The 19,977-nt window shown below is 70.1% G+C and carries 24 protein-coding genes; 11 read left to right on the forward strand and 13 right to left on the reverse strand.

From position 1 onward, the window contains the following. Window positions 1-45 precede the first annotated feature (45 nt). The 4 genes from E5083_RS20540 to E5083_RS20555 form a co-directional block, all read right to left on the reverse strand. Window positions 46-483: an SsgA family sporulation/cell division regulator gene (locus E5083_RS20540; RefSeq protein ID WP_030806138.1), complete on the reverse strand. Its 438-nt coding sequence runs from the start codon at window positions 481-483 to the stop codon at window positions 46-48. A gap of 97 nt (window positions 484-580) precedes the next feature. Continuing rightward, on the reverse strand, window positions 581-1,438 hold the full coding sequence (locus E5083_RS20545) for an IclR family transcriptional regulator (protein WP_208754108.1): 858 nt from the start codon (window positions 1,436-1,438) through the stop codon (window positions 581-583). 214 nt (window positions 1,439-1,652) lie between these two features. Beyond that, window positions 1,653-1,865 (reverse strand): DUF5326 family protein, encoded by a 213-nt coding sequence (locus E5083_RS20550; protein WP_135787179.1) that lies wholly within the window; start codon window positions 1,863-1,865, stop codon window positions 1,653-1,655. A gap of 130 nt (window positions 1,866-1,995) precedes the next feature. After that, the gene (locus E5083_RS20555) at window positions 1,996-2,313 is read right to left on the reverse strand and encodes a cupin domain-containing protein (protein WP_135787180.1); all 318 of its coding nucleotides are present in this window, start codon (window positions 2,311-2,313) and stop codon (window positions 1,996-1,998) included. 60 nt (window positions 2,314-2,373) lie between these two features. Between E5083_RS20555 and E5083_RS20560 the strand changes: the two genes are divergently transcribed. The 5 genes from E5083_RS20560 to E5083_RS20580 all read left to right on the forward strand — a co-directional run bounded on the left by E5083_RS20560 (window position 2,374) and on the right by E5083_RS20580 (window position 6,075). Beyond that, window positions 2,374-2,751 carry a phage holin family protein gene (locus E5083_RS20560; RefSeq protein WP_135787181.1) on the forward strand — a complete coding sequence of 126 codons (378 nt, stop codon included), beginning with the start codon at window positions 2,374-2,376 and terminating at the stop codon, window positions 2,749-2,751. 7 nt (window positions 2,752-2,758) lie between these two features. Then, window positions 2,759-3,250, forward strand: coding sequence for a low molecular weight protein-tyrosine-phosphatase (locus tag E5083_RS20565; protein ID WP_135787182.1), 492 nt, complete (start codon window positions 2,759-2,761; stop codon window positions 3,248-3,250). Next, window positions 3,247-4,404, forward strand: coding sequence for a cystathionine gamma-lyase (locus tag E5083_RS20570; protein ID WP_135787183.1), 1,158 nt, complete (start codon window positions 3,247-3,249; stop codon window positions 4,402-4,404). Before E5083_RS20565 ends, E5083_RS20570 begins: the two co-directional genes overlap by 4 nt. Window positions 4,405-4,597: 193 nt before the next feature. After that, on the forward strand, window positions 4,598-5,503 hold the full coding sequence (locus E5083_RS20575; protein ID WP_135787184.1) for a LysR family transcriptional regulator: 906 nt from the start codon (window positions 4,598-4,600) through the stop codon (window positions 5,501-5,503). A gap of 89 nt (window positions 5,504-5,592) precedes the next feature. Further along, on the forward strand, window positions 5,593-6,075 hold the full coding sequence (locus tag E5083_RS20580) for an NUDIX domain-containing protein (RefSeq protein ID WP_135787185.1): 483 nt from the start codon (window positions 5,593-5,595) through the stop codon (window positions 6,073-6,075). 15 nt (window positions 6,076-6,090) lie between these two features. Here the strand turns inward: E5083_RS20580 and E5083_RS20585 are convergent, their stop codons facing one another. After that, window positions 6,091-7,296, reverse strand: coding sequence for a globin domain-containing protein (locus E5083_RS20585; protein WP_135787186.1), 1,206 nt, complete (start codon window positions 7,294-7,296; stop codon window positions 6,091-6,093). Window positions 7,297-7,611: 315 nt separating this feature from the next. On the opposite strand from E5083_RS20585, the gene E5083_RS20590 reads away from it, so the two are divergent. Then, window positions 7,612-8,478, forward strand: coding sequence for a GNAT family N-acetyltransferase (locus tag E5083_RS20590; protein WP_135787187.1), 867 nt, complete (start codon window positions 7,612-7,614; stop codon window positions 8,476-8,478). Window positions 8,479-8,541: 63 nt separating this feature from the next. On the opposite strand, the gene E5083_RS20595 is transcribed toward E5083_RS20590, so the two are convergent. After that, window positions 8,542-8,961, reverse strand: a complete 420-nt coding sequence (locus tag E5083_RS20595; protein WP_135787188.1) for a GlcG/HbpS family heme-binding protein — start codon at window positions 8,959-8,961, stop codon at window positions 8,542-8,544. A 90-nt stretch (window positions 8,962-9,051) separates the two neighbouring features. Continuing rightward, a complete protein-coding gene (locus E5083_RS20600) occupies window positions 9,052-10,257 on the reverse strand; it encodes an MFS transporter (protein ID WP_135787189.1) in 1,206 nt (401 codons plus the stop codon). A gap of 143 nt (window positions 10,258-10,400) precedes the next feature. Between E5083_RS20600 and E5083_RS20605 the strand changes: the two genes are divergently transcribed. Further along, window positions 10,401-10,859, forward strand: coding sequence for a MarR family winged helix-turn-helix transcriptional regulator (locus tag E5083_RS20605; RefSeq protein ID WP_135787190.1), 459 nt, complete (start codon window positions 10,401-10,403; stop codon window positions 10,857-10,859). A 10-nt stretch (window positions 10,860-10,869) separates the two neighbouring features. Further along, on the forward strand, window positions 10,870-11,322 hold the full coding sequence (locus E5083_RS20610; RefSeq protein ID WP_135787191.1) for a GNAT family N-acetyltransferase: 453 nt from the start codon (window positions 10,870-10,872) through the stop codon (window positions 11,320-11,322). Window positions 11,323-11,385: 63 nt separating this feature from the next. Here E5083_RS20610 and E5083_RS20615 read toward each other — a convergent pair whose 3' ends face one another. Further along, on the reverse strand, window positions 11,386-12,774 hold the full coding sequence (locus E5083_RS20615; RefSeq protein WP_135787192.1) for a serine hydrolase domain-containing protein: 1,389 nt from the start codon (window positions 12,772-12,774) through the stop codon (window positions 11,386-11,388). A 58-nt stretch (window positions 12,775-12,832) separates the two neighbouring features. Next, complete coding sequence (dnaB, locus tag E5083_RS20620) at window positions 12,833-14,314, reverse strand: replicative DNA helicase (RefSeq protein ID WP_135787193.1); 1,482 nt, start codon at window positions 14,312-14,314, stop codon at window positions 12,833-12,835. A gap of 460 nt (window positions 14,315-14,774) precedes the next feature. Between dnaB and E5083_RS20625 the strand changes: the two genes are divergently transcribed. Then, window positions 14,775-16,112, forward strand: a complete 1,338-nt coding sequence (locus E5083_RS20625) for an MATE family efflux transporter (RefSeq protein WP_135787194.1) — start codon at window positions 14,775-14,777, stop codon at window positions 16,110-16,112. 126 nt (window positions 16,113-16,238) lie between these two features. On the opposite strand, the gene rplI is transcribed toward E5083_RS20625, so the two are convergent. The 4 genes from rplI to rpsF all read right to left on the reverse strand — a co-directional run bounded on the left by rplI (window position 16,239) and on the right by rpsF (window position 17,947). Beyond that, the gene (gene rplI, locus E5083_RS20630; RefSeq protein WP_135787195.1) at window positions 16,239-16,685 is read right to left on the reverse strand and encodes a 50S ribosomal protein L9; all 447 of its coding nucleotides are present in this window, start codon (window positions 16,683-16,685) and stop codon (window positions 16,239-16,241) included. Window positions 16,686-16,702: 17 nt separating this feature from the next. Then, window positions 16,703-16,939 carry a 30S ribosomal protein S18 gene (rpsR, locus tag E5083_RS20635; RefSeq protein ID WP_003949403.1) on the reverse strand — a complete coding sequence of 79 codons (237 nt, stop codon included), beginning with the start codon at window positions 16,937-16,939 and terminating at the stop codon, window positions 16,703-16,705. 40 nt (window positions 16,940-16,979) lie between these two features. Continuing rightward, window positions 16,980-17,579 carry a single-stranded DNA-binding protein gene (locus tag E5083_RS20640; protein ID WP_135787196.1) on the reverse strand — a complete coding sequence of 200 codons (600 nt, stop codon included), beginning with the start codon at window positions 17,577-17,579 and terminating at the stop codon, window positions 16,980-16,982. Window positions 17,580-17,656: 77 nt separating this feature from the next. Further along, window positions 17,657-17,947 (reverse strand): 30S ribosomal protein S6, encoded by a 291-nt coding sequence (rpsF, locus tag E5083_RS20645; protein ID WP_003975025.1) that lies wholly within the window; start codon window positions 17,945-17,947, stop codon window positions 17,657-17,659. Between the two features lie 275 nt (window positions 17,948-18,222). Between rpsF and E5083_RS20650 the strand changes: the two genes are divergently transcribed. Continuing rightward, the gene (locus E5083_RS20650; RefSeq protein WP_135787197.1) at window positions 18,223-18,540 is read left to right on the forward strand and encodes a hypothetical protein; all 318 of its coding nucleotides are present in this window, start codon (window positions 18,223-18,225) and stop codon (window positions 18,538-18,540) included. Window positions 18,541-18,722: 182 nt separating this feature from the next. Further along, entirely contained in the window at window positions 18,723-19,844 is a 1,122-nt protein-coding gene (locus tag E5083_RS20655; RefSeq protein ID WP_135787198.1) for a lipid II:glycine glycyltransferase FemX, read from the forward strand. Window positions 19,845-19,977 lie beyond the last annotated feature (133 nt).

A 19,977-nucleotide genomic window follows, 5' to 3' on the forward strand; every position in this document is an offset into this window, starting at 1 on the left:
CGGAGACCGGTCGAGCGCTTCTCGGCCCCCCTCGGCCCCGCCGCCTCAGCCCGCGCTCTGCTCCTCGGCCAGGATGCGGCCCAGCGCCTCGTCGAGGTGGGTGTCGAAATCGGCCAGCGCACCCTCCTGCCCGAGCGGCACCAGCTTGTCGGTGCGGTCGAGGAACGCCACGAGCGGCGGCGTGGAGGAACGGAACAGCGCCTGGTCGCCGCCCACCTGAAGCCGGATCAGCACCTCGCCCAGCACCTCGCAGTCGACGGGGGAGATGTGCACATCCCCCTCGCCGCACGGCCGGCCGACCCCGTCGATCATCAACTCCCGGCCGAAGACCCAGGTCACCGGGGCGTCACCGGGCAGATGGAAGGTGAGCCGCACCGCGTAGGGATCACTCGTCTCGTAGCGCAACTCCACCGGAATACGGAAGGAAAGCTCCTCCGAGACGAGAAAGCTCATCATGACTTCTGCCTGTACGGACTCGCGCATCGCCTACCCCGTCATAAGACATCGACTGGCCGGGTTTAATCCCTGACTGGGGTCAAATCTAGCTGAACGTGCATGGCAGATCACAAGGAGTGAGTTTTCAGATGCTGATAGAGAGCGCCAGCGCACCCATGTGACGGCCCATTTCTGTCTGCAACCTCCTTGTCATGCACGGGAGTTGATCCGCCTGATGGGCTGGGAGCGAAATCGCCATCGTTGCGGCTGTTGTACCGACAGTGATCGGCACCGCCGCACAGACCGCGCCAAGGGCGTACTCCTGCCGCTCCACCACCGGTTCCATGCGCCGAGTCCTGGCCAGCCGCCTGAGCAGGGCATCGTTGTCGCGGACCGTGTACGGGGTGAGGGAGCGCACCGGGTAGCGCGCGAGGTGGTCCCGGCGGGCGTCGTCGTCCAGTTGGGAGAGCAGGCACTTCCCCACGGCGTGGGCGTGTCCCGTCTCGCGGAAGTCGGCCCACTCCGCGACCGCCGGCGTCTCCCGCGAGTCGGCCACGCACATGACCTCGATCTCACCGTCCCGGTACATCGCGTAGTACACCGGGGCGCCGATCCGATCACGCCAGTGCGCGAGGGTGTCGGCCACCGTGCTGCGACGTTTCTGCTGCGCTCCGCTGCTACTGAGCCGGTCCGCCGCGTCGCCGAGGAAGAACCGCCCCTTGTCCCGGCGCAGATAGCCCTCGTGCACCAGGGTGCGCAGCAGGTGGTACGCCGTGGGGAGCGCGAGGCCCGTCTCGCGGGCCAGTTGCTTGGCGGGGGCGCCGTACTCGTGGGCGGCGACCGTCTCCAGCAGACGCATCGCGCGCTGGACGGACCCGATGAGGGTCGCGGAGTGCTTGTCGGGGGCGGTGGCAGCGGGGGGCCGCTGCATCGGGGGCGCGCAGGACCGCGCCGGAGCCGGGGGTGCGTGGGGTCCTGCCGGGGCGGTGTCGACCGTGGCCAAGGATTTACTCCCGAAGCGCGGAGGGGGGCGGCCCGTGCGGGGTGGACACGGGTGGGGTGCGTGCCGCCCGTGGGGTTCGGGGCCCCACGGGAGTTCCGGACTCTAACCGTCCACCACCGCGCGCGGACGCCCTGCCGGGGAAACTTCCCTCCCCCGAGGGAACCGGCGTTCCGTGTTACCGCCCCGAGTCACCGGGCCCCGGCGCCCCCGCGCGTCACCAGTCGCTGCGCGAGGAGGAGCCCGCCGTGAACTTCCGCACCACGTAGATGAGTCCGCCGACCAGGGCGACGAAGAGCAGCAGCTTGAAGAGCAGCCCGATCAGGAAGCCGACCACGGTCGCTATCAGGCCGCCGAACACCACCAGCGCGATGACCGGCACCGCGACCCACTTCACCCACCACGGCAAGCCCGTGAAGATCTCTCGCATCGCCTTGTCCTTTGCGCTAGCGGTTCTTGATGTCCCGCTTCGATGCTAGGGCCGGCGAGGGCCTCCGTGGGGGTCTCGCACCCCTTGTCGTCCCCTGATCCATCCCCTAGGGAACCCTGAGATCCGACCCTCACCCCTCGGGGGGAGAGAACACCACCAGGACCCGCAGATCCTCGCTGATGTGGTGGAACTTGTGGGACACCCCCGCGGGCACATAGACCACACTGCCCCGCGCGACCTCGGTGGTCTCCAGTCCGACCGAGACCGAGGCCCGGCCACTGACCACGAAGTACACCTCGTCCTGGGGGTGGGGGTTCTGGGGGTCGTGGGAGCCGGCGTCGAGCGCGTACAGGCCGACCGACATGTTCCGCTCCCGCAGGAACTGGAGGTAGGCGCCGTCGTTCGCGGCGCGCTCCGCCTCAAGATCGTCCAGCCGGAATACCTTCATCGCCGTTCGTCCGCCCTTGCCGCGCCGCCACTCTGATTCTGGTCTGCAACGATCAGACACATGAAGAATCTCCTAGTCAAGACGATCGCCAACGCGGGCGCCCTCGCGGTCGCCGTGTGGCTCCTCGACAAGATCACCCTCACCGGTGGCAGCACGGGTGAGAAGGCCGGCACGCTGATCGTGGTGGCGCTGGTCTTCGGGCTGGTGAACCTTCTGGTCAAGCCGGTGGTGAAGGTGCTCACCTTCCCGCTGTTCATCCTGACCCTCGGCCTGATCACCCTGATCGTCAACGCGCTGATGCTGCTGCTGACCTCGTGGGTGTGCGGGCAGCTCAATCTCAGTTTCCACGTGGAGGGGTTCTGGACGGCCGTGCTCGGCGGTCTGATCATCTCCATCGTCTCCTGGGCGCTGAACCTCGTCCTGCCCGACGAGGACTGATCCGGTCATGGTCTACCGCGTCTGCTTCGTGTGCACCGGCAACATCTGCCGCTCCCCGATGGCCGAGTCGGTCTTCCGGGCGCGCGTCGCCGAGGCCGGGCTCGACGGCCTGATCCAGACCGACAGCGCCGGCACCGGCGGCTGGCACGAGGGCGACCCCGCCGACCCGCGCACCGTCTCGGTCCTCGACGAGCACGGCTACGGCACCGAGCACATCGCGCGGCAGTTCCAGCCGTCCTGGTTCGGCCGGCTCGACCTCGTGATCGCCCTGGACACCGGCCATCTCAAGGCTCTGCGCCGCCTCGCCCCCACCGAGGAGGACGCCCGCAAGGTGCGCCTGCTGCGCTCGTACGACCCGTCGGCCGGCGCCGACCTCGAGGTACCGGACCCTTATTACGGGGGCCGCGACGGCTTCGAGGAGTGCCTTGAGATGGTGGAGGCGGCGAGCGCCGGTCTGCTCGACTCCGTACGCGAACATCTGGAGGAACGGCCCGTATGAACGACACTGCCGCGCACCCGGACTCCCCCGGCGACGGCACCCGCGCCGTCCGCGCCGGTCTTCCCGAGCCGGTGAAGCACGAGCCGACCCTGCCGGGGCCGGTCTTCGCCGCGCACTTCCACCTGCCCGGCGACGTGAGCGGTCCGTACTCCTACGGCCGCGACGGCAACCCCACCTGGACCCTGCTGGAGCGGGCCATCGGCGAGCTGGAGGCGCCCGGCGCCGACGACGCCGAGACGCTGGTGTTCGCCTCCGGCATGGCGGCGATCTCCGCCGTGCTCTTCTCCCAGCTCAAGACCGGTGACACCGTCGTGCTGCCCTCGGACGGCTACCAGGCGCTGCCCCTGGCGCGGGCCCAGCTCGAGGCGTTCGGCATCGAGGTGCGCACCGCGCCCACCGGCGGCGACGCCCAGCTCGACGCGCTCGACGGGGCGAAGCTGCTGTGGATCGAGTCGCCGTCCAACCCGGGGCTCGACGTGTGCGACATCCGTCGGCTGGTGAAGGAGGCGCACGCTCGCGGGGCGCTGGTGGCTGTGGACAACACCCTCGCCACGCCGCTCGGGCAGCGTCCGCTGGAGCTGGGCGCCGACTTCGCCGTGGCCAGCGGCACCAAGCAGCTCAGCGGGCACGGCGACGTGCTGCTGGGGTACGTCGTCGGCCGCGCGGGCGAGCCGATGGACGCGGTGCGCCGCTGGCGGAAGATCGTCGGGGCGATCCCCGGCCCGATGGAGGCGTGGCTCGCCCACCGCTCGATCGCCACGCTCCCGCTCCGCGTCGACCGGCAGAACGCCACGGCGCTCGCGGTGGCCGAGGCGCTGCGCGGCCGTCCCGAGGTCTCCGATCTGCGGTATCCGGGGCTGCCCGACGACCCGTCGCACGAGGTCGCCGCGCGGCAGATGCGCCGCTTCGGCTGCGTGGTCTCCTTCACACTGCCCACGCGCGAACGCGCCGAGCGGTTCCTGGAGGCGTTGCGGCTGGTGGAGGACGCGACGAGTTTCGGCGGGGTGCGCTCCACGGCGGAGCGGCGCGGCCGCTGGGGCGGCGATGCGGTGCCGGACGGGTTCATCCGTATGTCGGTCGGGGCCGAGGACGCCGAGGACCTGGTGGCGGACGTGCTGCGGGCTCTGGAGAAGTCCGCCGAGTCCGCCGGCTGAGAGCGGTGCGGACGGTCCGAGCCTCCCCCCTCGTGGCTCGGACCGTCCCCGGTTCCGCGCGCGAAGAACCGCGCGCACAAGGCTAGTTGACTCTGCGTCAGTGTCCAATCACGGTAACGACAGAGACCTATCGACTTATTTATAGTTGGGGCCTGCCCGGCCTGCCCGAGGAGGCAGGGAAAGGGGACCCCGCATGGACCTGGCCCTGCTGCGGACCTTCGTCACCGTGCACCGGGCCGGTTCCTTCACTCGCGCCGCCGCGCTGCTGGGCCTCTCCCAGCCCGCCGTCACCTCCCAGATCCGCACGCTGGAACGCCAGCTCGGCCGCCCCCTCTTCCTGCGGCAGGCGCGCGGGGTGACCCCCACGACCATCGGCGACGAACTGGCCCACAAGGCCGCACCTCATCTCGACGCCCTGGTGGAGATAGCCGAGAGCGGCCTGGACGACGAGTCCTCGCTGCGCACCCTGCATCTGGCCGGACCTCCGGAGTTCACCACCGAGCGCGCCCTGCCCGCCCTGACGGAGCTGACCGGCGCCGACGGCCAGGGCTTCGCCCTCCGCGCCTCCTTCGGCACGGCGGAGGAGGTCCTGGAAGGGCTGGCGGCGGGCCATCACGAGCTGGCCATCAGTACGCTCCGCCCGCGCGGTGCCCTGCTGAGTGCCAGCCCGCTCTGCGACGAGGAGCATGTGCTGGTCGCTGCGCCGCGCTGGGCCGAGCGGATCGGGCCGGACGCGCTGCGGCGGACGGGGGCGGCCGCACTGAAGAACCTGCCCGTGGTCGAGGTCCACGAGTCGCTGCCCTTCGTCTCGCGCTACTGGGCCTCCGTGTTCGACACGCGTCCGGGGGCGTCGGGGACGGTCATCGTGCCGGACCTGCGCGCGGTGCTGGCCTGTGCTGCCTCGGGGGCGGGGCTCGCGGTGCTGCCCCGGTATCTGTGCGCCGCCGCGCTCGACCGGGCCGAGGTGGTCCTGCTGCACGACCCTGCCGTGCCGCCGCTGCGGACCTACTTCCTGGTGGTGCGCACCGGCTCACTGGCGCTGCCGCATGTCGCGCGGGCGCACGAGTGGCTTCAGCGGGCCGCCTCGCGGTGGTGCTGAGCGGGCATTCCTCCGCGAATGCCTCCCCGTGGTGAGGCCGGGGTCGCCCGCGATGTTTCACGTGGAACCGGCCGGGCCACATTGTTCCCATGACCGTCCGACCCGTGGTCAAGCGCACCGCCCGTGCCGTTCTGCTGGACGGTGACGACCTGATCCTGATCAAGCGCACCAAGCCCGGCGTCGATCCCTACTGGGTCACCCCCGGTGGCGGGGTCGAGCCCGAGGACCCGACCGTCGTCGACGCCCTGCATCGCGAGGTGTACGAGGAACTCGGCGCCAAGATCTCCGACGTCGTGCCCTGCTTCGTGGATACCGTGGAACACATCGGCGAGGACGGCGGCGCGACCGGCGTGAAGGTCCAGCACTTCTTCGTCTGCCGCCTGGAGTCCATGGACCTCTCGCTCCGTCATGGCCCCGAAGTGGAGGAGCCGGCCGGGGAGTACGACATCGTCCGCATCCCGTTCAACCGGGTCGGCATCGCCTCCGTGCACCTCGTCCCGCTGTCGCTGCGGCACTATCTGGACGGCAACATCGAGGGCGTCCGCGCGATGCACGCCCCCGACCTCGGCTGACCGGACCCTGGCGGCTCAGGAGCCGACGACCACCAGGTCCTCGACCGGGTCGTGGCGTATGCGGGGCGCCGGTACGCCGAGCGCCTGCAACGCGGAGACACCGCTGCGGATCATGCCGGGCGGGCCGGAGAGATAGGCGTCGTAGTCCCGCCAGGGGCCGCTCGCCCGCACGGCGTCGTGCAGATGGCGGTCCTCCCGGTCGATGACCGAGCGGACGGATATCCAGGGGTGGGCCTGCCGCAGCCGGAGCAGGGTGTCGATGTCGTACAGGTCGTGGTCGTTGCGGGCGCCGTAGAACACCTCGACCGGGCGGCGGGCGCCGTGCTCGGCGACTTCCTCGACCATGGCCTTGATGGGGGCTATGCCAGTGCCACCACCCAGGCAGAGCAGGCCGCTGTCGGTGGCGTGGTCGACGCTCATCGAGCCGACCGATGGCCCGAGGCGCACCACGTCACCGGGGCGGGCGCGGTGCACCAGGGCGTTGGAGACCCAGCCGGCCGGGACCGCCCGCACATGGAAGGTGAGCAAGCCGTCGGCGCGGGGCGCGGAGGCGAAGGAGTAGTGCCGCCAGACGCGCGGCCACCAGGGCGTCTCGACGCTCGCGTACTGCCCGGCCAGGAAGGGATACGGCTGATCGGGGCGCAGCGTGATCACGGCGACGTCGGGGGTCCGCAGGTCGTGGGTCACGACCTCGGCGTGCCACCAGGGCGGAGCGTCCCGCCCGTCCATCTCGGCGGCTTCGATCATGACCTGGGAGATGGTCGCGTAGACCCGGCCCCAGGCTGCCTCCGCCTGTGGGTTCCAGGTGTGGGGGGCGTACGTGCTCAGGGCGCCGATCAGGCACGCGCCCACGGCCGGGTAGTGCTCGGGCCGGGTGCCGTACTTGCGGTGCCCCCGGCCGAGGTTGCGGAGGTAGTCGACGAGTACCGGGGTGTTGTCGATGTGTTCCGCGGCGGTGAGCAGGGCCCGCAGCAGCCGGTCCCGCTGGGTGTCCATCGCGGGCGGGAACAGGGGGCGCAGCTCCGGGTGGCGGACGAAGAGCAGGGCGTAGAAGTAGGAGGTCACCTTGTCGGCCAGGGGCGCGATCTCCGCCATCGTGCGGCGGATGAGCAGCGCGTCCCAGGATGCCTGCGCGCGGGGAGGCCCAGCCGCGTGCCGTGGCCGTCGGCCGACGCCGTTCGCCGTGCCGTCGTCCCCCGATGGGGTGGCCGGAGCTTCCATGTGTGCCCTCGCTCGCACTCCTGCGGCGGTCTGCGCTCTCCCCCTCGGAAGCGCGTGCTCCCCGCCGGGGCGGAGGACCGCAGCACTCGCTTCGCAGCGTGGCAGCGTGGGCCGGTGCCGCGTCCCATTACCCGGAAAGACGGTTCTTGACGGGCTTCGTCCGATTACGCTGTTGACCGCCACGGCAAGCCGTCGTTTCACGTGAAACAGCGCGGCCGTCAGTGGTTTGCCCCGAGCGGAGAATCTGGCCGGAACCGGTAAGAGGTCTCCGAATCCGGTGGACGTGAGGGGTGTTGGTCGGACAGCCTGACCGGCGTGCCGATCTTTTCACTCGCCGCGCTGCCCGTCCGCCGTCTGACACCGCGCGATCTCACCGCCTGCGCCGATCTGTCCCAGGACCGGGGATGGCCCCGCGAGGAACACAAATGGAGCCTGCTGCTCACCGCCGGCCACGGCTACGGCATCGACGACCCCGACGGTGGTCTGGTCGCCGCGTGCGTCGTCACGGAGTACGGCTCCGGACAACGGGTGGAGCTGGGCGCGATCGGCATGGTCCTGGTCGCCGAGCGCCACTCTCGCAAGGGCGTGGGGCGCCGCCTGATGCGGCACGTCGTGGCGGCCATGGACGGCACACCGCTGACCCTGCACGCCACCCCGCTGGGCCGCCCGCTCTACGAGGAGCTCGGCTTCAAGACCGTGGGCCGGGCGGAGATGCTCATGGGGCGCTTCACGCCGGACGGATCAGAGCCGTCGGTGCTGACACGGGCCGCGACCGCCGAGGACCTCCCCTCGATCCTCCGTCTCGACGCGGAGGTCTTCGGCGTCGACCGCACCCCGATCCTCGTCCGGCTGCCCGCCTTCGCCGATCAGGTCCGCGTGGCGGAGGAGGGCGGCCGGATCGTCGGGTACGCCGCCGCGTGGCCCAACATGCGGACCCATGTCGTCGGCCCCCTGATCGCCCGCGACACGGAGACGGCCAAGGCCCTCGTCGAGTCGCTCGCGGCCCACACCGAGCGCCCGCTGCGCACCGATGTGGACGTGCGCCACGAGGAGTTGTTGGTCTGGGCGAAGGAGCGGGGGCTGGCCCCGGTGATGACGAACGCGGTCATGATGCTCGGCGCGCCCGAGCTGCCGGGGGACTGGACCCGCAGGTTCGCACCGCTGACGGTGGCCGCGGGCTGAATACCCGCATGCCGAAGGCCCCCGCGAGTCGGCGGGGGCCTTCGTCCTGTGCGCGTGGCGCGCTCAGACCAGGGCGGTCACGGCTTCGGTGGCGAAGCCGTGGTCCTGCTCCGGCGCACCGCCGCCGACGCCGATCGCACCGATCAGCCGGCCGTCGCGGTGGACGGGGACGCCACCGGCGATGAAGAGCAGCGGGCGGTCCAGCGCGGTCGGCAGCGTGTGGAAGAGGCCGCCGGGCTGCACGGCCTCGACCAGATCGGCGGTCGGCGCGTTGAGCTGGAGCGCGGTGTACGCCTTGCGGGTGCTGGTCTCACCGGAGATCAGCACCGCCCGGTCGTCCCGGCGGAAGGCGAGCAGGTGGCCACCGGCGTCGAGGACGGTGACGCTGACGGTGACACCGGCGTCCTCGGCCGCGCGCCGGGCGGTGGCGATGAGCAGCTCGGCGTCCTCGATGGTGAGCGGGGCGAAGGTGGTGGTGCTCATGGTGGGGGTCTCCTTGGAGTTTCCTGAGGTGGGGCCGTCCGGGCCGGGATGCGGCACCGGTGCGGACGGGGTCTGGGGGCCGGGCCGGCCTCAGTGGCGGGCGGGCTCCGGCATGGCGGGCGCGTCGGAGGCGAGTGCCGCGCCGGTCTTGGTGTCGCGGCGCTCCAGGGCGGCCGACAGCACGGCGAGCAGCAGGGCGGCCGCGGCGAGGACGGCGCCGACCCAGTTGGGGGCGGTGTAGCCGAACCCGGCCGCGATGACCATGCCGCCGAGCCAGGCGGACAGGGCGTTCCCCAGGTTGAAGGCGCCGATGTTCACGGCCGAGGCGAGCGTCGGAGCGCCGTGCGCCTGGTCCAGGACGCGCTTCTGGAGCGGCGGGACGGTGGCGAAGCCGAGGGCGCCGATGAGGGCGATGGTCACGGCAGCCGCGATCTTGTTGTGCGCGGTGAGCGTGAAGAGCGCGAGGACGACGGCCAGGGCGCCCAGTGAGACGTAGAGCATCGGCATCAGGGCGCGGTCGGCGAACTTGCCGCCGATCAGGTTGCCGCCGACCATGCCGAGGCCGAACAGCACCAGCAGCCAGGTGACCGAGCCGTCGGCGAAACCGGCGACGTGGGTCATCATCGGCGCGATGTAGGTGATGGCGGCGAAGACTCCGCCGAAGCCGAGCACGGTCATCGCCATGGCGAGCAGGACCTGGGCGTTCTTGAAGGCGGCCAGCTCATGCCGCAGACGCACGCCCTCGGGCCTCGGCACCTCGGGCACGAGCTTGGCGATGCCCGCGAGGCCGATGACGCCCAGGAAGGCGACGATGCCGAAGGTCACCCGCCAGCCGATCTGCTGCCCGATGAGCGTGCCCAGCGGGACGCCGATCACGTTGGCGACGGTCAGCCCGGTGAACATCATGGCGATGGCGCCGGCCTTCTTCTGCGGTGCCACCAGCTCGGCCGCGACGACCGACCCGATGCCGAAGAAGGCACCGTGGGCGAGGGACGCGACCACCCGGCCGATCAGCATGACCGCGAAGACCGGGGCGACGGCGGAGAGCAAGTTCCCGGCGATGAACAGGCCCATCAGCACCATCAGCATCCGCTTGCGCGAGACCTTGGTGCCGAGCACGGTCATCAGCGGGGCGCCGATCACCACGCCGAGGGCGTAGCCGGTGACGAGCAGGCCCGCGGTGGGGATGGAGACCCCGAAGTCACCCGCGACCTGGGGCAGCAGACCCATGATCACGAACTCGGTCGTCCCGATTCCGAAGGCCCCGATCGCCAGGGCCAGAAGCGCGAGAGGCATGAGGGGGTAGACCTTCCCAAACGATTGCAGGAGCGCTTTGCGTGCTCCCACAATAGTTGCAGACGCGGGTTAAATGCAATCGCTGGCTATTGCGACCGTGCTCTACTCTGGAAGCTGGCCGCTCCGGGACGGAGGAACACCCCATGACAGCGACGGACCCCGCGCTCACCGCCCTCGCGCAGGGCTGGTGCGCCCTGTCTCTGCTGCACGGGAGGATCGAGGCGCACATCGAGCGCGCTCTCCAGGCGCAGCACGAGCTGAGCGTGCGCGAGTACTCCCTCCTCGACGTGCTCAGCAGGCAGCACGACGGTGACGGCGGCCACCTCCAGATGAAGCAGGTCGCCGACGCGGTCGTCCTCAGCCAGAGCGCCACCACCCGGCTGGTGACCCGCCTGGAGGACCGTGGCCTGCTGGAGCGCTATCTGTGCCCCACCGACCGCCGGGGCATCTACACCAACGTCACCGAGGCCGGTCTGGAGCTGCTGGAGCAGGCGCGTCCGACCAACGACGCGGCGCTGCGCGAGGCGCTGGACGCGGCGGCACTGAATCCCGAACTCGTCCCGCTGGTCAGGGCCGTGGAGTCGCTGCACGTCCCCGCATAGGCTGCGGGCCATGACCGACCTCGCCATAAGGCCCGCGGCACCGGACGACATCCCGGCGATCGTGGCCATGCTCGCCGACGATCCGCTGGGTGCCCAGCGCGAGTCGCCCGACGACCTGACGCCGTACCTGGCGGCTTTCGAGCGGCTGGACACCGACCCGAACCAGCACCTCGTCGTGGCGGTCCGCGACGGCCGGGTGATCGGGACGCTCCAGCTCACGATCATTCCGGGGCTCTCCCGCAAGGGCGCGACCCGTTCCCTCATCGAGGCCGTGCGGATTCACGCGGACGAGCGCGGCAGCGGACTGGGCAGCGAGCTGATCCAGTGGGCTGTCGACACCTCCCGCCGCCTCGGCTGCCACCTGGTGCAGCTCACCTCGGACAAGACACGCACCGACGCCCACCGCTTCTACGAGCGCCTGGGTTTCACCGCCTCGCACGAGGGCTTCAAGCTGAGCCTCTGACAGGGGGTTGATGTCACGAAGGGCCCTGTTTCACGTGAAACAGAGCCCTCCGTCTACGGCTCGCTACGGCTGGGCGATCCCCCGCCAGCCCTCCGGGTCCACCCCACCGGGCACCGGTGCACCCTCCTCGTACGGCTGACGCGTGAACACGAACGACCCGAGGTCCAAGTGGCTCACCGCGCCGTCCGGCCGTCGTACGGCCTCCAGCAACTCCCCGGCGTAGTAACCCTCCAGCCCCATCCAGGTGCCGTCACCGTTCGAACGGAACCGGGTACGGCGGCCGCCCCCGGCCAGCGGCCCGAGCGTGATGCCGTCGGCCAGGACCCGCAGGACGTAGGGGTGGGTGCCCCAGTACCAGGGCCCGGCCAACTCCAGCACCGACGGATCGACTTCACGCAGCGGACGCCACGGTTCGGGGATGCGCGGTTCGGCCTCGGCGACGATGCGAATGAGGTCGGCGGCCACCGCGCCGACGGCGGGGCCGCTGGTGCAGTTGGCCAGCACCACCGCGGCCACGTCGTCCGCCACGCTGAACGTGAGGGTCGCCAGGAAACCCGGCAGCGAGCCGGAGTGCCCGGCGAGCAGCCGCCCGTCCCGGTGCTGGATCTGCAGCCCGAGACCGTAGGTGGCACCGTCCACCACATCGGCGGACTCGGCGGGGGCGGCGGGCGTGCGCATCTCCCGTACCGACTCGGCGCTCAGCACCCGGTCGTCCCCCTGGACCAAGAAGGCGGCGAAGCGGGCGAGGTCGCCCGTCGTGGACCAGAGTTGGCCGGCCGGAGCCATCAGGCCGAGGTCCTCAAGCGGCTCGGGCAGCAGCGCGTCGGCCCAGGGATGCACCGCCCAGCCGCCCGCGTGCGGCGCCTCGGGCTGGGCGCTGGTGCGGTGGAGCCCGAGGGGCTGGAGCACCTCGTCGCGCAGCACCTGCTCCCACGGGGCGCCCCGGAGTTCCTCCACCAAGGCGCCGAGCAGGGTGTAGCCGGGGTTGGAGTAGTGGTGGCGCCGTCCGGCCGGGTGCAGCAGGGGCTTCTCGCCGAGCACGTCGCTCAGTTCGGGGCGCGTCGAGCCCGGTGTCCGCTCCCACCAGGGCGCGGGCGACTCGGCGGCCAACCCGGCGGTGTGCGCCAGCAGTTCGGCGATGGTCGCCTCACCGGCACCGGTGCCCGGCAGATGCTTCTCCAGCGGATCACCCAGGTCGAGCACGCCCTCGTCCCGCAGGCGCAGCACCAGGACGGCGGTGAAGGTCTTGGTGATGGAGCCGATCCGGTACTGCACGTCCTCGTCCGGCCCGTGCCCGTCCACCGAGGTCCGCGCCCCGTGCCACACCGCCCGTCCCCCGCGCACGACCGCGGCCACGAGCGACGGCGCCCGCCCCTCGGCCTGCGCGACGGCGATCCGGTGCGTCAACGCCCGGCGCGTCGCCGGAAGCAGCTCTTCGTCCCATGTCGTCATGTGCCCAGTCCACCCGCTGGGACGGGCCACGTCGAGCGCATTCCGCCGAGAGCGTCGGTCAGGTCTGGGCCATGTCCACGAAGCGGGAGTAGTGGCCCTGGAAGGCGACGGTAATGGTGGCCGTGGGGCCGTTTCGGTGCTTGGCCACGATCAGGTCGGCCTCGCCCGCGCGGGGAGACTCCTTCTCGTAGGCGTCCTCGCGGTGCAGCAGGATGACCATGTCGGCGTCCTGCTCGATGGAGCCCGACTCACGCAGGTCGGAGACCATGGGCTTCTTGTCGGTGCGCTGCTCGGGACCACGGTTGAGCTGGGAGAGCGCGATGACCGGGATCTCCAGCTCCTTGGCGAGCAGCTTGAGGTTACGGGACATGTCCGAGACCTCCTGCTGCCGGCTCTCGGCCCGCTTAGAGCCGCCGGACTGCATGAGCTGGAGGTAGTCGATGACGACCAGCTTCAGGTCGTTGCGCTGTTTGAGGCGGCGGCACTTCGCGCGGATCTCCATCATCGACAGGTTCGGGGAGTCGTCGATGTAGAGCGGCGCGGCCGACACGTCCGGCATCCGGCGGGCCAGGCGCGTCCAGTCCTCGTCGGTCATCGTGCCGGAGCGCATGTGGTGCAGGGCGACGCGGGCCTCGGCGGACAGCAGACGCATGGCGATCTCGTTGCGCCCCATTTCGAGCGAGAAGACCACGCTGGGCAGGTTGTGCTTGATCGACGCGGCCCGCGCGAAGTCCAGCGCCAGCGTCGACTTGCCCATGGCGGGACGCGCCGCGATGACGATCATCTGGCCGGGGTGCAGGCCGTTGGTGAGCGAGTCGAAGTCGGTGAACCCGGTGGGCACACCGGTCATCTCGCCGCTGCGCGAGCCGATGGCCTCGATCTCGTCGAGGGCGCCCTCCATGATGTCGCCGAGGGGCAGGTAGTCCTCGCTGGTGCGCTGCTCGGTGACCGCGTAGATCTCGGCCTGGGCGCTGTTGACGATCTCGTCGACATCGCCGTCGGCCGCGTATCCCATCTGCGTGATGCGGGTGCCGGCCTCCACCAGGCGGCGCAGGACGGCACGCTCGTGGACGATCTCCGCGTAGTACTCGGCGTTGGCCGCGGTCGGCACCGTCTGGACGAGGGTGTGCAGGTAGGCGGCCCCGCCCACCTTGTTGATCTCGCCGCGCTTGGTGAGTTCGGCCGCGATGGTGATGGGGTCGGCCGGCTCGCCCTTGGCGTAGATGTCGAGGATCGCCGTGTAGATCGTCTCGTGCGCCGGCTTGTAGAAGTCGTGGCCCTTGAGAATCTCGACCACGTCGGCGATGGCGTCCTTGGACAGCAGCATGCCGCCCAGCACGGACTGCTCGGCGTCCAGGTCCTGCGGCGGCACCCGCTCGAAGGCGGAACCCCCGCCTTCCCAGCCGCCGTTCTCCTGGCCGCGCTCGTGCTGCTCGTCACGGCCGCCGCGGCCGGAGTCACCACGGCGCCGGGAGGCGGGGAGACGATCGCTGGGACCGCTGTCGGCCCACGGATCGTCCAAGGGCTCGGAAATGCTCACCGAGCCACCTCCTCCCGTCCGCCGGAGCGGACCTCGCCATGCCCTCTGTTCTACGGCACGGCACTGACAAAATGAGAGGCCCAACTCCGGTTCCGGCGCGTCGGATATGTGACGTTTCCACGGCCGGGAGAGGGAGCGGGCGCCGGACCACGGTAGGCCCCCCGGCACCGTCAGCCAATCTGGTTATCCACAGGCCATGTGGACGACGGTCCATATGCTGTGGAGAACTCGTCGAAACCTGTGCACGACCCGGTGGACAGCCCTGTGAACAAGACCTCGCCCTCCTCGGCAGTACGGCACTGACCTGCATCTTTACCGTCCACCGGCTGTGCAGAAGAAAAACTTTCCCAGTCGGACCAAGATCACCTCGAACGCCGCGCGAAACCTTGCCCTCCGGAAACAAGGGTAAGGGTCACAAGCCAGTTGCATCTCTTACCTGTGGACGATTAGATTGATGCGCATGACACAGGCTCCCGCGATCCCCAAGGCCACCCGGCGACGCCATGACCGGGAGATCGTGGCACTCGCCGTGCCGGCCTTCGGCGCGCTGGTCGCCGAGCCCCTCTTCGTGATGGCCGACAGCGCGATCGTCGGCCATCTCGGCACCGCCCAGCTCGCCGGTCTCGGGGTGGCCTCCGCGCTCCTCACCACCGCGGTGAGCATCTTCGTCTTCCTCGCCTACGCCACCACCGCGGCGGTCGCCCGCCGGGTCGGCGCGGACGACCTGCGGGCCGCGATCCGCCAGGGCATGGACGGCATCTGGCTGGCCCTGCTCATCGGCGCCGCCGTCATCGCCGTCGTCCTGCCCCTCGCACCCGGCATCGTGGACCTCTTCGGCGCCTCCGCCACCGCCGCTCCCTACGCCACCACCTATCTGCGCATCTCCGCCCTCGGCATCCCGGCCATGCTGGCCGTCCTCGCCGCCACCGGTGTGCTGCGCGGACTCCAGAACACCAGGACCCCGCTCTACGTGGCGATCGGTGGCTTCATCGCCAACGCCGCCCTCAACGCCGTACTCGTCTACGGCGCCGGGCTCGGCATCGCGGGGTCCGCCTGGGGCACCGTGATCGCCCAGTGCGGCATGGCTGCGGTCTATCTCTGGGTGGTCGTCCGGGGTGCGCGGCGCCACGGGGCCTCCCTGCGTCCGGACCTCGCTGGTATCCGCGCCTCGGCACAGGCGGGCGTACCGCTGCTGGTGCGCACCCTGTCCCTGCGGGCCATCCTGATGATCGCCACCGCGATGGCGGCCCGCCTCGGAGACGCGGACATCGCCGCCCACCAGATCGTGCTGTCCCTGTGGAGCCTGCTGGCCTTCGCCCTGGACGCGATCGCCATCGCCGGGCAGGCGATCATCGGCCGCTACCTCGGCGCCGACGACGCACCCGGCGCCCGCGCGGCCTGCCGCCGCATGGTGCAGTGGGGCATCGCCACCGGGGTGGTCCTCGGTCTGCTCGTCGTGGCCGCGCGGCCGTTGTTCCTGCCGCTGTTCACCAGTGACGCCGGGGTCAAGGACGTGGCGCTGCCGGCGCTGCTGGTGGTCGCCCTCTCCCAGCCCATCTGCGGCATCGTCTTCGTGCTGGACGGGGTGCTGATGGGTGCCGGTGACGGCCCCTACCTGGCCTGGGCCATGGTGGTCACCCTGGCGGTCTTCACCCCGGTCGCGCTGCTCGTACCCACGCTGGGCGGCGGTCTCACCGCGATCTGGGGGGCCATGACGCTGATGATGACGGTCCGGATGGTGACCCTCTGGCTGCGCACCCGCTCCGGCCGCTGGATCGTGACGGGCGCGACCCGCTGACCGTTTCACGTGAAACGTGCCCTACGCCCCGCCACCGGACCAGGCGCTGAACGCATGAGAAAGGGGCCGCATCCTCGAAAGGATGCGGCCCCTCACCAGCTCACACGAGCCGAGCGGTCACGGCGATCAGGCCGCGACGACCTCGAGGGTCACCTTGGCGGCAACCTCGGGGTGCAGACGCACGGACGTCTCGTGGGCGCCCAGGGTCTTGATCGGAGCGGTCAGCTCGATGCGGCGCTTGTCGACCTCGGGGCCGCCGGAAGCCTTGATCGCGGAAGCGATGTCGGCCGGGGTGACGGAACCGAAGAGACGACCGGCGTCGCCGGAGCGGACGGCCAGACGGACCTTGACACCCTCGAGCTGGCCCTTGATCTGGTTGGCCTGCTCGATGGTCTGGATCTCGTGGATCTTGCGGGCGCGGCGGATCTGCGCCACGTCCTGCTCGCCACCCTTGGTCCAGCGGATAGCGAAGTTCCGCGGGATCAGGTAGTTGCGGGCGTACCCGTCCTTGACGTCGACGACGTCGCCGGCGGCACCGAGGCCGGAGACCTCGTGGGTGAGGATGATCTTCATGTGTAAGTCACCCTTCCTTAGCGCGCGGTGGACGTGTAGGGCAGCAGCGCCATCTCACGGCTGTTCTTGACGGCCGTGGCGACGTCACGCTGGTGCTGCGTGCAGTTGCCGGTCACGCGGCGGGCACGGATCTTGCCGCGGTCGGAAATGAACTTCCGCAGCATGTTCGTGTCCTTGTAGTCCACGTACGTGACCTTGTCCTTGCAGAAAGCGCAGACCTTCTTCTTAGGCTTGCGCACAGGCGGCTTCGCCATGGTGTTTCTCCTGTGTGATCAAGAAGTGGGATGCGAGCCCTTAGAAGGGGGGCTCGTCCGAGTAGCCGCCACCGCCGCCGGAGCCGGAACCGCCGCCCCAGCCGCCGCCACCCTGGCCGCCCTGGTTGCCACCGGCGGGAGCGCCGGAAGCCCACGGGTCGTCGGCCTGGGAACCGCCCTGGTTGCCGCCGCCGGAGCCACCGCCCCAGCCGCCACCACCCTGGCCGCCCTGGTTGCCACCGCCGCCGTAACCGCCCTGGCCGCCGCGGGCGCCGCCGGAGGTCTTGGTGACCTTCGCCGTCGCGTTGCGCAGGCTGGGGCCGACTTCCTCGACGTCCAGCTCGTAGACCGTGCGCTTGACACCCTCGCGGTCCTCGTACGACCGCTGCTTCAGCCGGCCCTGCACGATGACGCGCATGCCTCGCTGGAGCGACTCCGCGACGTTCTCCGCCGCCTGACGCCAGACCGAGCAGGTCAGGAACAGGCTCTCGCCGTCCTTCCACTCATTGGTCTGACGGTCGAAGGTGCGGGGAGTGGACGCGACGCGGAACTTTGCGACCGCCGCACCGGAAGGGGTGAAGCGCAGCTCGGGGTCGTCGACAAGATTGCCGACGACCGTGATGACGGTCTCGCCTGCCATGGGGAACCTCTCGGCGGGATTGCTCTGGCTGCTTGGTTGCTGCTACTCGAATCCCGAGATCAGTTGAGCGGAAAAGCTCAGTGCATCTCGGGGCGGAGGACCTTGGTCCGGAGGACCGACTCGTTCAGGTTCATCTGGCGGTCGAGCTCCTTGACGACCGCAGGCTCGGCCTGCAGGTCGATGACCGAGTAGATGCCCTCGGGCTTCTTCTTGATCTCGTACGAGAGACGACGACGGCCCCAGGTGTCGACCTTTTCCACCTTGCCGCCGCCATCGCGGACGACAGAGAGGAAGTTCTCGATCAGCGGGGAGACAGAACGCTCCTCGAGATCGGGGTCGAGGATGACCATCACCTCGTAGTGACGCATGTGGAACCCACCTCCTTTGGACTCAGCGGCCACGGTCGTTCCGTGGCAGGAGGGTCGTGATGCGTAAGCAACGGTATCGGCCACCACTGACAATCGGAGGTTCCGCGAGGAACCGCCCACAGTGGGCCGCGACGGGCCAGGGCAGACACCGGTGCAGACGTTGCAGACTACCCGCCCACCCGCTTCCGGTTGAAATCCGGCCCTGGGAGCCCGCAATCTGTACACATCGGGTGTGTAGGGCGCTACAGTGCGCCGCGATCCGCAGGAGGTGCCTCATGACACAGGCATTGCGACCGACCACCGCCGGCTCCCTCTTCGCCAGTGACGGAAAGCCCCATCCACTCCAGGACACCCTGACGGTGGTGACGCTCGTCCTGGGCGTGCTCGCCTTCGTCACCTGCTTCATCGACGGCCTCCACCTGGTGGCCTCCTGGGCCGGCCTGATCGGCATGCTCACCGGCGCCTACGGCCAGTGGATCTCGATCACCACCCGGGAGCGCTTCGGCCTGATCGTCGGGCTCGGCGCCTCCGGCGTCGGCTTCCTCATCGGCATGGCCAACGGCGGCCTGTTCGGCGGTCTCATCGGCGGCTGACCCCACCCGGCCGCCCGTCCACGACGGCATCACGAGCACCTGGAACGTTCCGGTCCGCGAGCGGGCCGGAACACCGGTGCTGTACGCCCCATTCGGGGCGCTCGCAGGGCGCAGTAGGCTTCGGCGCGAGAGCCGGAGCCCCTGATCCCATGGGGACACACCAGCCCGAGGAGCGCCCCGACATGAGTCTGACCCTGAGGACCATCAGCCGCGAGCAGCATCTGGCATACATCCAGAGCCTGCCGTCGGCCAGTCACATGCAGGTCCCCGCATGGGCCGACGTGAAGGCGGAGTGGCGTTCGGAGAGCCTGGGCTGGTTCGACGAGCGCACCGGCGAGATGGTCGGCGCCGGTCTGGTCCTCTACCGCCAGCTTCCCAAGATCAAGCGCTACCTCGCCTACCTCCCCGAGGGCCCGGTCATCAACTGGTTCTCGCCGAACCTGGAGGACTGGCTCCAGCCGATGCTGGCCCACCTCAAGCACCAGGGCGCATTCTCGGTCAAGATGGGCCCGCCGGTGATCATCCGCCGCTGGAACGCGGAGACCATCAAGAAGGGCATCCAGAGCCCGGACGTGAAGCGGCTGCGGGACATGGAGGCCGACTTCATCGAGCCGCGCGCCTTCGAGGTGGCCGACAAGCTGCGCCGCATGGGCTGGCAGCAGGGTGAGGACGGCGGCGCCGGCTTCGGCGATGTCCAGCCGCGCTACATCTTCCAGGTGCCGCTGGCCAACCGCTCGCTGGAAGAGGTGCACAAGCAGTTCAACCAGCTCTGGCGGCGCAACATCAAGAAGGCCGAGAAGGCCGGCGTCGAGGTCGTCCAGGGCGGTTACCAGGACCTGGAGGAGTGGCAGCGGCTGTACGAGATCACCGCGGTCCGCGACCACTTCCGGCCGCGCCCCCTGTCGTACTTCCAGCGCATGTGGACGGCCCTCAACACCGAGGACCCCAACCGGATGCGGCTGTACTTCGCCCGCCACAACGGCGTGAACCTGTCGGCGGCCACCATGCTGATCGTCGGCGGCCACGTCTGGTATTCCTACGGCGCCTCCGACAACATCGGCCGTGAGGTCCGTCCCTCCAACGCCATGCAGTGGCGGATGCTGCGCGACGCCTACGCGCTCGGCGCCACCGTCTACGACCTGCGCGGCATCTCCGACTCGCTGGACGAGACGGACCACCTGTTCGGCCTGATCCAGTTCAAGGTCGGCACCGGCGGCCAGGCGGCCGAGTACCTCGGCGAGTGGGACTTCCCGCTGAACAAGCTGCTGCACAAGGCGCTCGACATCTACATGTCGCGGCGCTGAGCGGCGGGCGGCCGCCCGTCCCGCCTTCTGGTTCCATAGCCTTCACAAGGCTTCACCGTCACCCGTCCCCGTCCACCCCCTCGGGGACGTCCCTCTGAATCCACCGCAGCCACGAGAAAGGTTCCGGGTCCGG

The organism is Streptomyces bauhiniae (genome assembly GCF_004784475.1).
In the GTDB taxonomy this organism is placed as follows: domain Bacteria; phylum Actinomycetota; class Actinomycetes; order Streptomycetales; family Streptomycetaceae; genus Streptomyces; species Streptomyces seoulensis.

What these genes read in the sequence shown, in the direction of transcription:
- E5083_RS20600 (WP_135787189.1), bottom strand. Translation starts at nt 10,257, where the DNA reads ATGCCTCTCGCGCTTCTGGCCCTGGCGATCGGGGCCTTCGGAATCGGG.
- E5083_RS20605 (WP_135787190.1), top strand. Translation starts at nt 10,401, where the DNA reads ATGACAGCGACGGACCCCGCGCTCACCGCCCTCGCGCAGGGCTGGTGC.
- E5083_RS20625 (WP_135787194.1), top strand. Translation starts at nt 14,775, where the DNA reads ATGACACAGGCTCCCGCGATCCCCAAGGCCACCCGGCGACGCCATGAC.
- E5083_RS20585 (WP_135787186.1), bottom strand. Translation starts at nt 7,296, where the DNA reads ATGGAAGCTCCGGCCACCCCATCGGGGGACGACGGCACGGCGAACGGC.
- E5083_RS20575 (WP_135787184.1), top strand. Translation starts at nt 4,598, where the DNA reads ATGGACCTGGCCCTGCTGCGGACCTTCGTCACCGTGCACCGGGCCGGT.
- E5083_RS20640 (WP_135787196.1), bottom strand. Translation starts at nt 17,579, where the DNA reads ATGGCAGGCGAGACCGTCATCACGGTCGTCGGCAATCTTGTCGACGAC.
- rpsR (WP_003949403.1), bottom strand. Translation starts at nt 16,939, where the DNA reads ATGGCGAAGCCGCCTGTGCGCAAGCCTAAGAAGAAGGTCTGCGCTTTC.
- E5083_RS20615 (WP_135787192.1), bottom strand. Translation starts at nt 12,774, where the DNA reads ATGACGACATGGGACGAAGAGCTGCTTCCGGCGACGCGCCGGGCGTTG.
- E5083_RS20550 (WP_135787179.1), bottom strand. Translation starts at nt 1,865, where the DNA reads ATGCGAGAGATCTTCACGGGCTTGCCGTGGTGGGTGAAGTGGGTCGCG.
- E5083_RS20560 (WP_135787181.1), top strand. Translation starts at nt 2,374, where the DNA reads ATGAAGAATCTCCTAGTCAAGACGATCGCCAACGCGGGCGCCCTCGCG.
- E5083_RS20570 (WP_135787183.1), top strand. Translation starts at nt 3,247, where the DNA reads ATGAACGACACTGCCGCGCACCCGGACTCCCCCGGCGACGGCACCCGC.
- E5083_RS20595 (WP_135787188.1), bottom strand. Translation starts at nt 8,961, where the DNA reads ATGAGCACCACCACCTTCGCCCCGCTCACCATCGAGGACGCCGAGCTG.
- E5083_RS20650 (WP_135787197.1), top strand. Translation starts at nt 18,223, where the DNA reads ATGACACAGGCATTGCGACCGACCACCGCCGGCTCCCTCTTCGCCAGT.
- E5083_RS20610 (WP_135787191.1), top strand. Translation starts at nt 10,870, where the DNA reads ATGACCGACCTCGCCATAAGGCCCGCGGCACCGGACGACATCCCGGCG.
- rplI (WP_135787195.1), bottom strand. Translation starts at nt 16,685, where the DNA reads ATGAAGATCATCCTCACCCACGAGGTCTCCGGCCTCGGTGCCGCCGGC.
- E5083_RS20555 (WP_135787180.1), bottom strand. Translation starts at nt 2,313, where the DNA reads ATGAAGGTATTCCGGCTGGACGATCTTGAGGCGGAGCGCGCCGCGAAC.
- rpsF (WP_003975025.1), bottom strand. Translation starts at nt 17,947, where the DNA reads ATGCGTCACTACGAGGTGATGGTCATCCTCGACCCCGATCTCGAGGAG.
- E5083_RS20565 (WP_135787182.1), top strand. Translation starts at nt 2,759, where the DNA reads ATGGTCTACCGCGTCTGCTTCGTGTGCACCGGCAACATCTGCCGCTCC.
- E5083_RS20540 (WP_030806138.1), bottom strand. Translation starts at nt 483, where the DNA reads ATGCGCGAGTCCGTACAGGCAGAAGTCATGATGAGCTTTCTCGTCTCG.
- E5083_RS20580 (WP_135787185.1), top strand. Translation starts at nt 5,593, where the DNA reads ATGACCGTCCGACCCGTGGTCAAGCGCACCGCCCGTGCCGTTCTGCTG.
- E5083_RS20655 (WP_135787198.1), top strand. Translation starts at nt 18,723, where the DNA reads ATGAGTCTGACCCTGAGGACCATCAGCCGCGAGCAGCATCTGGCATAC.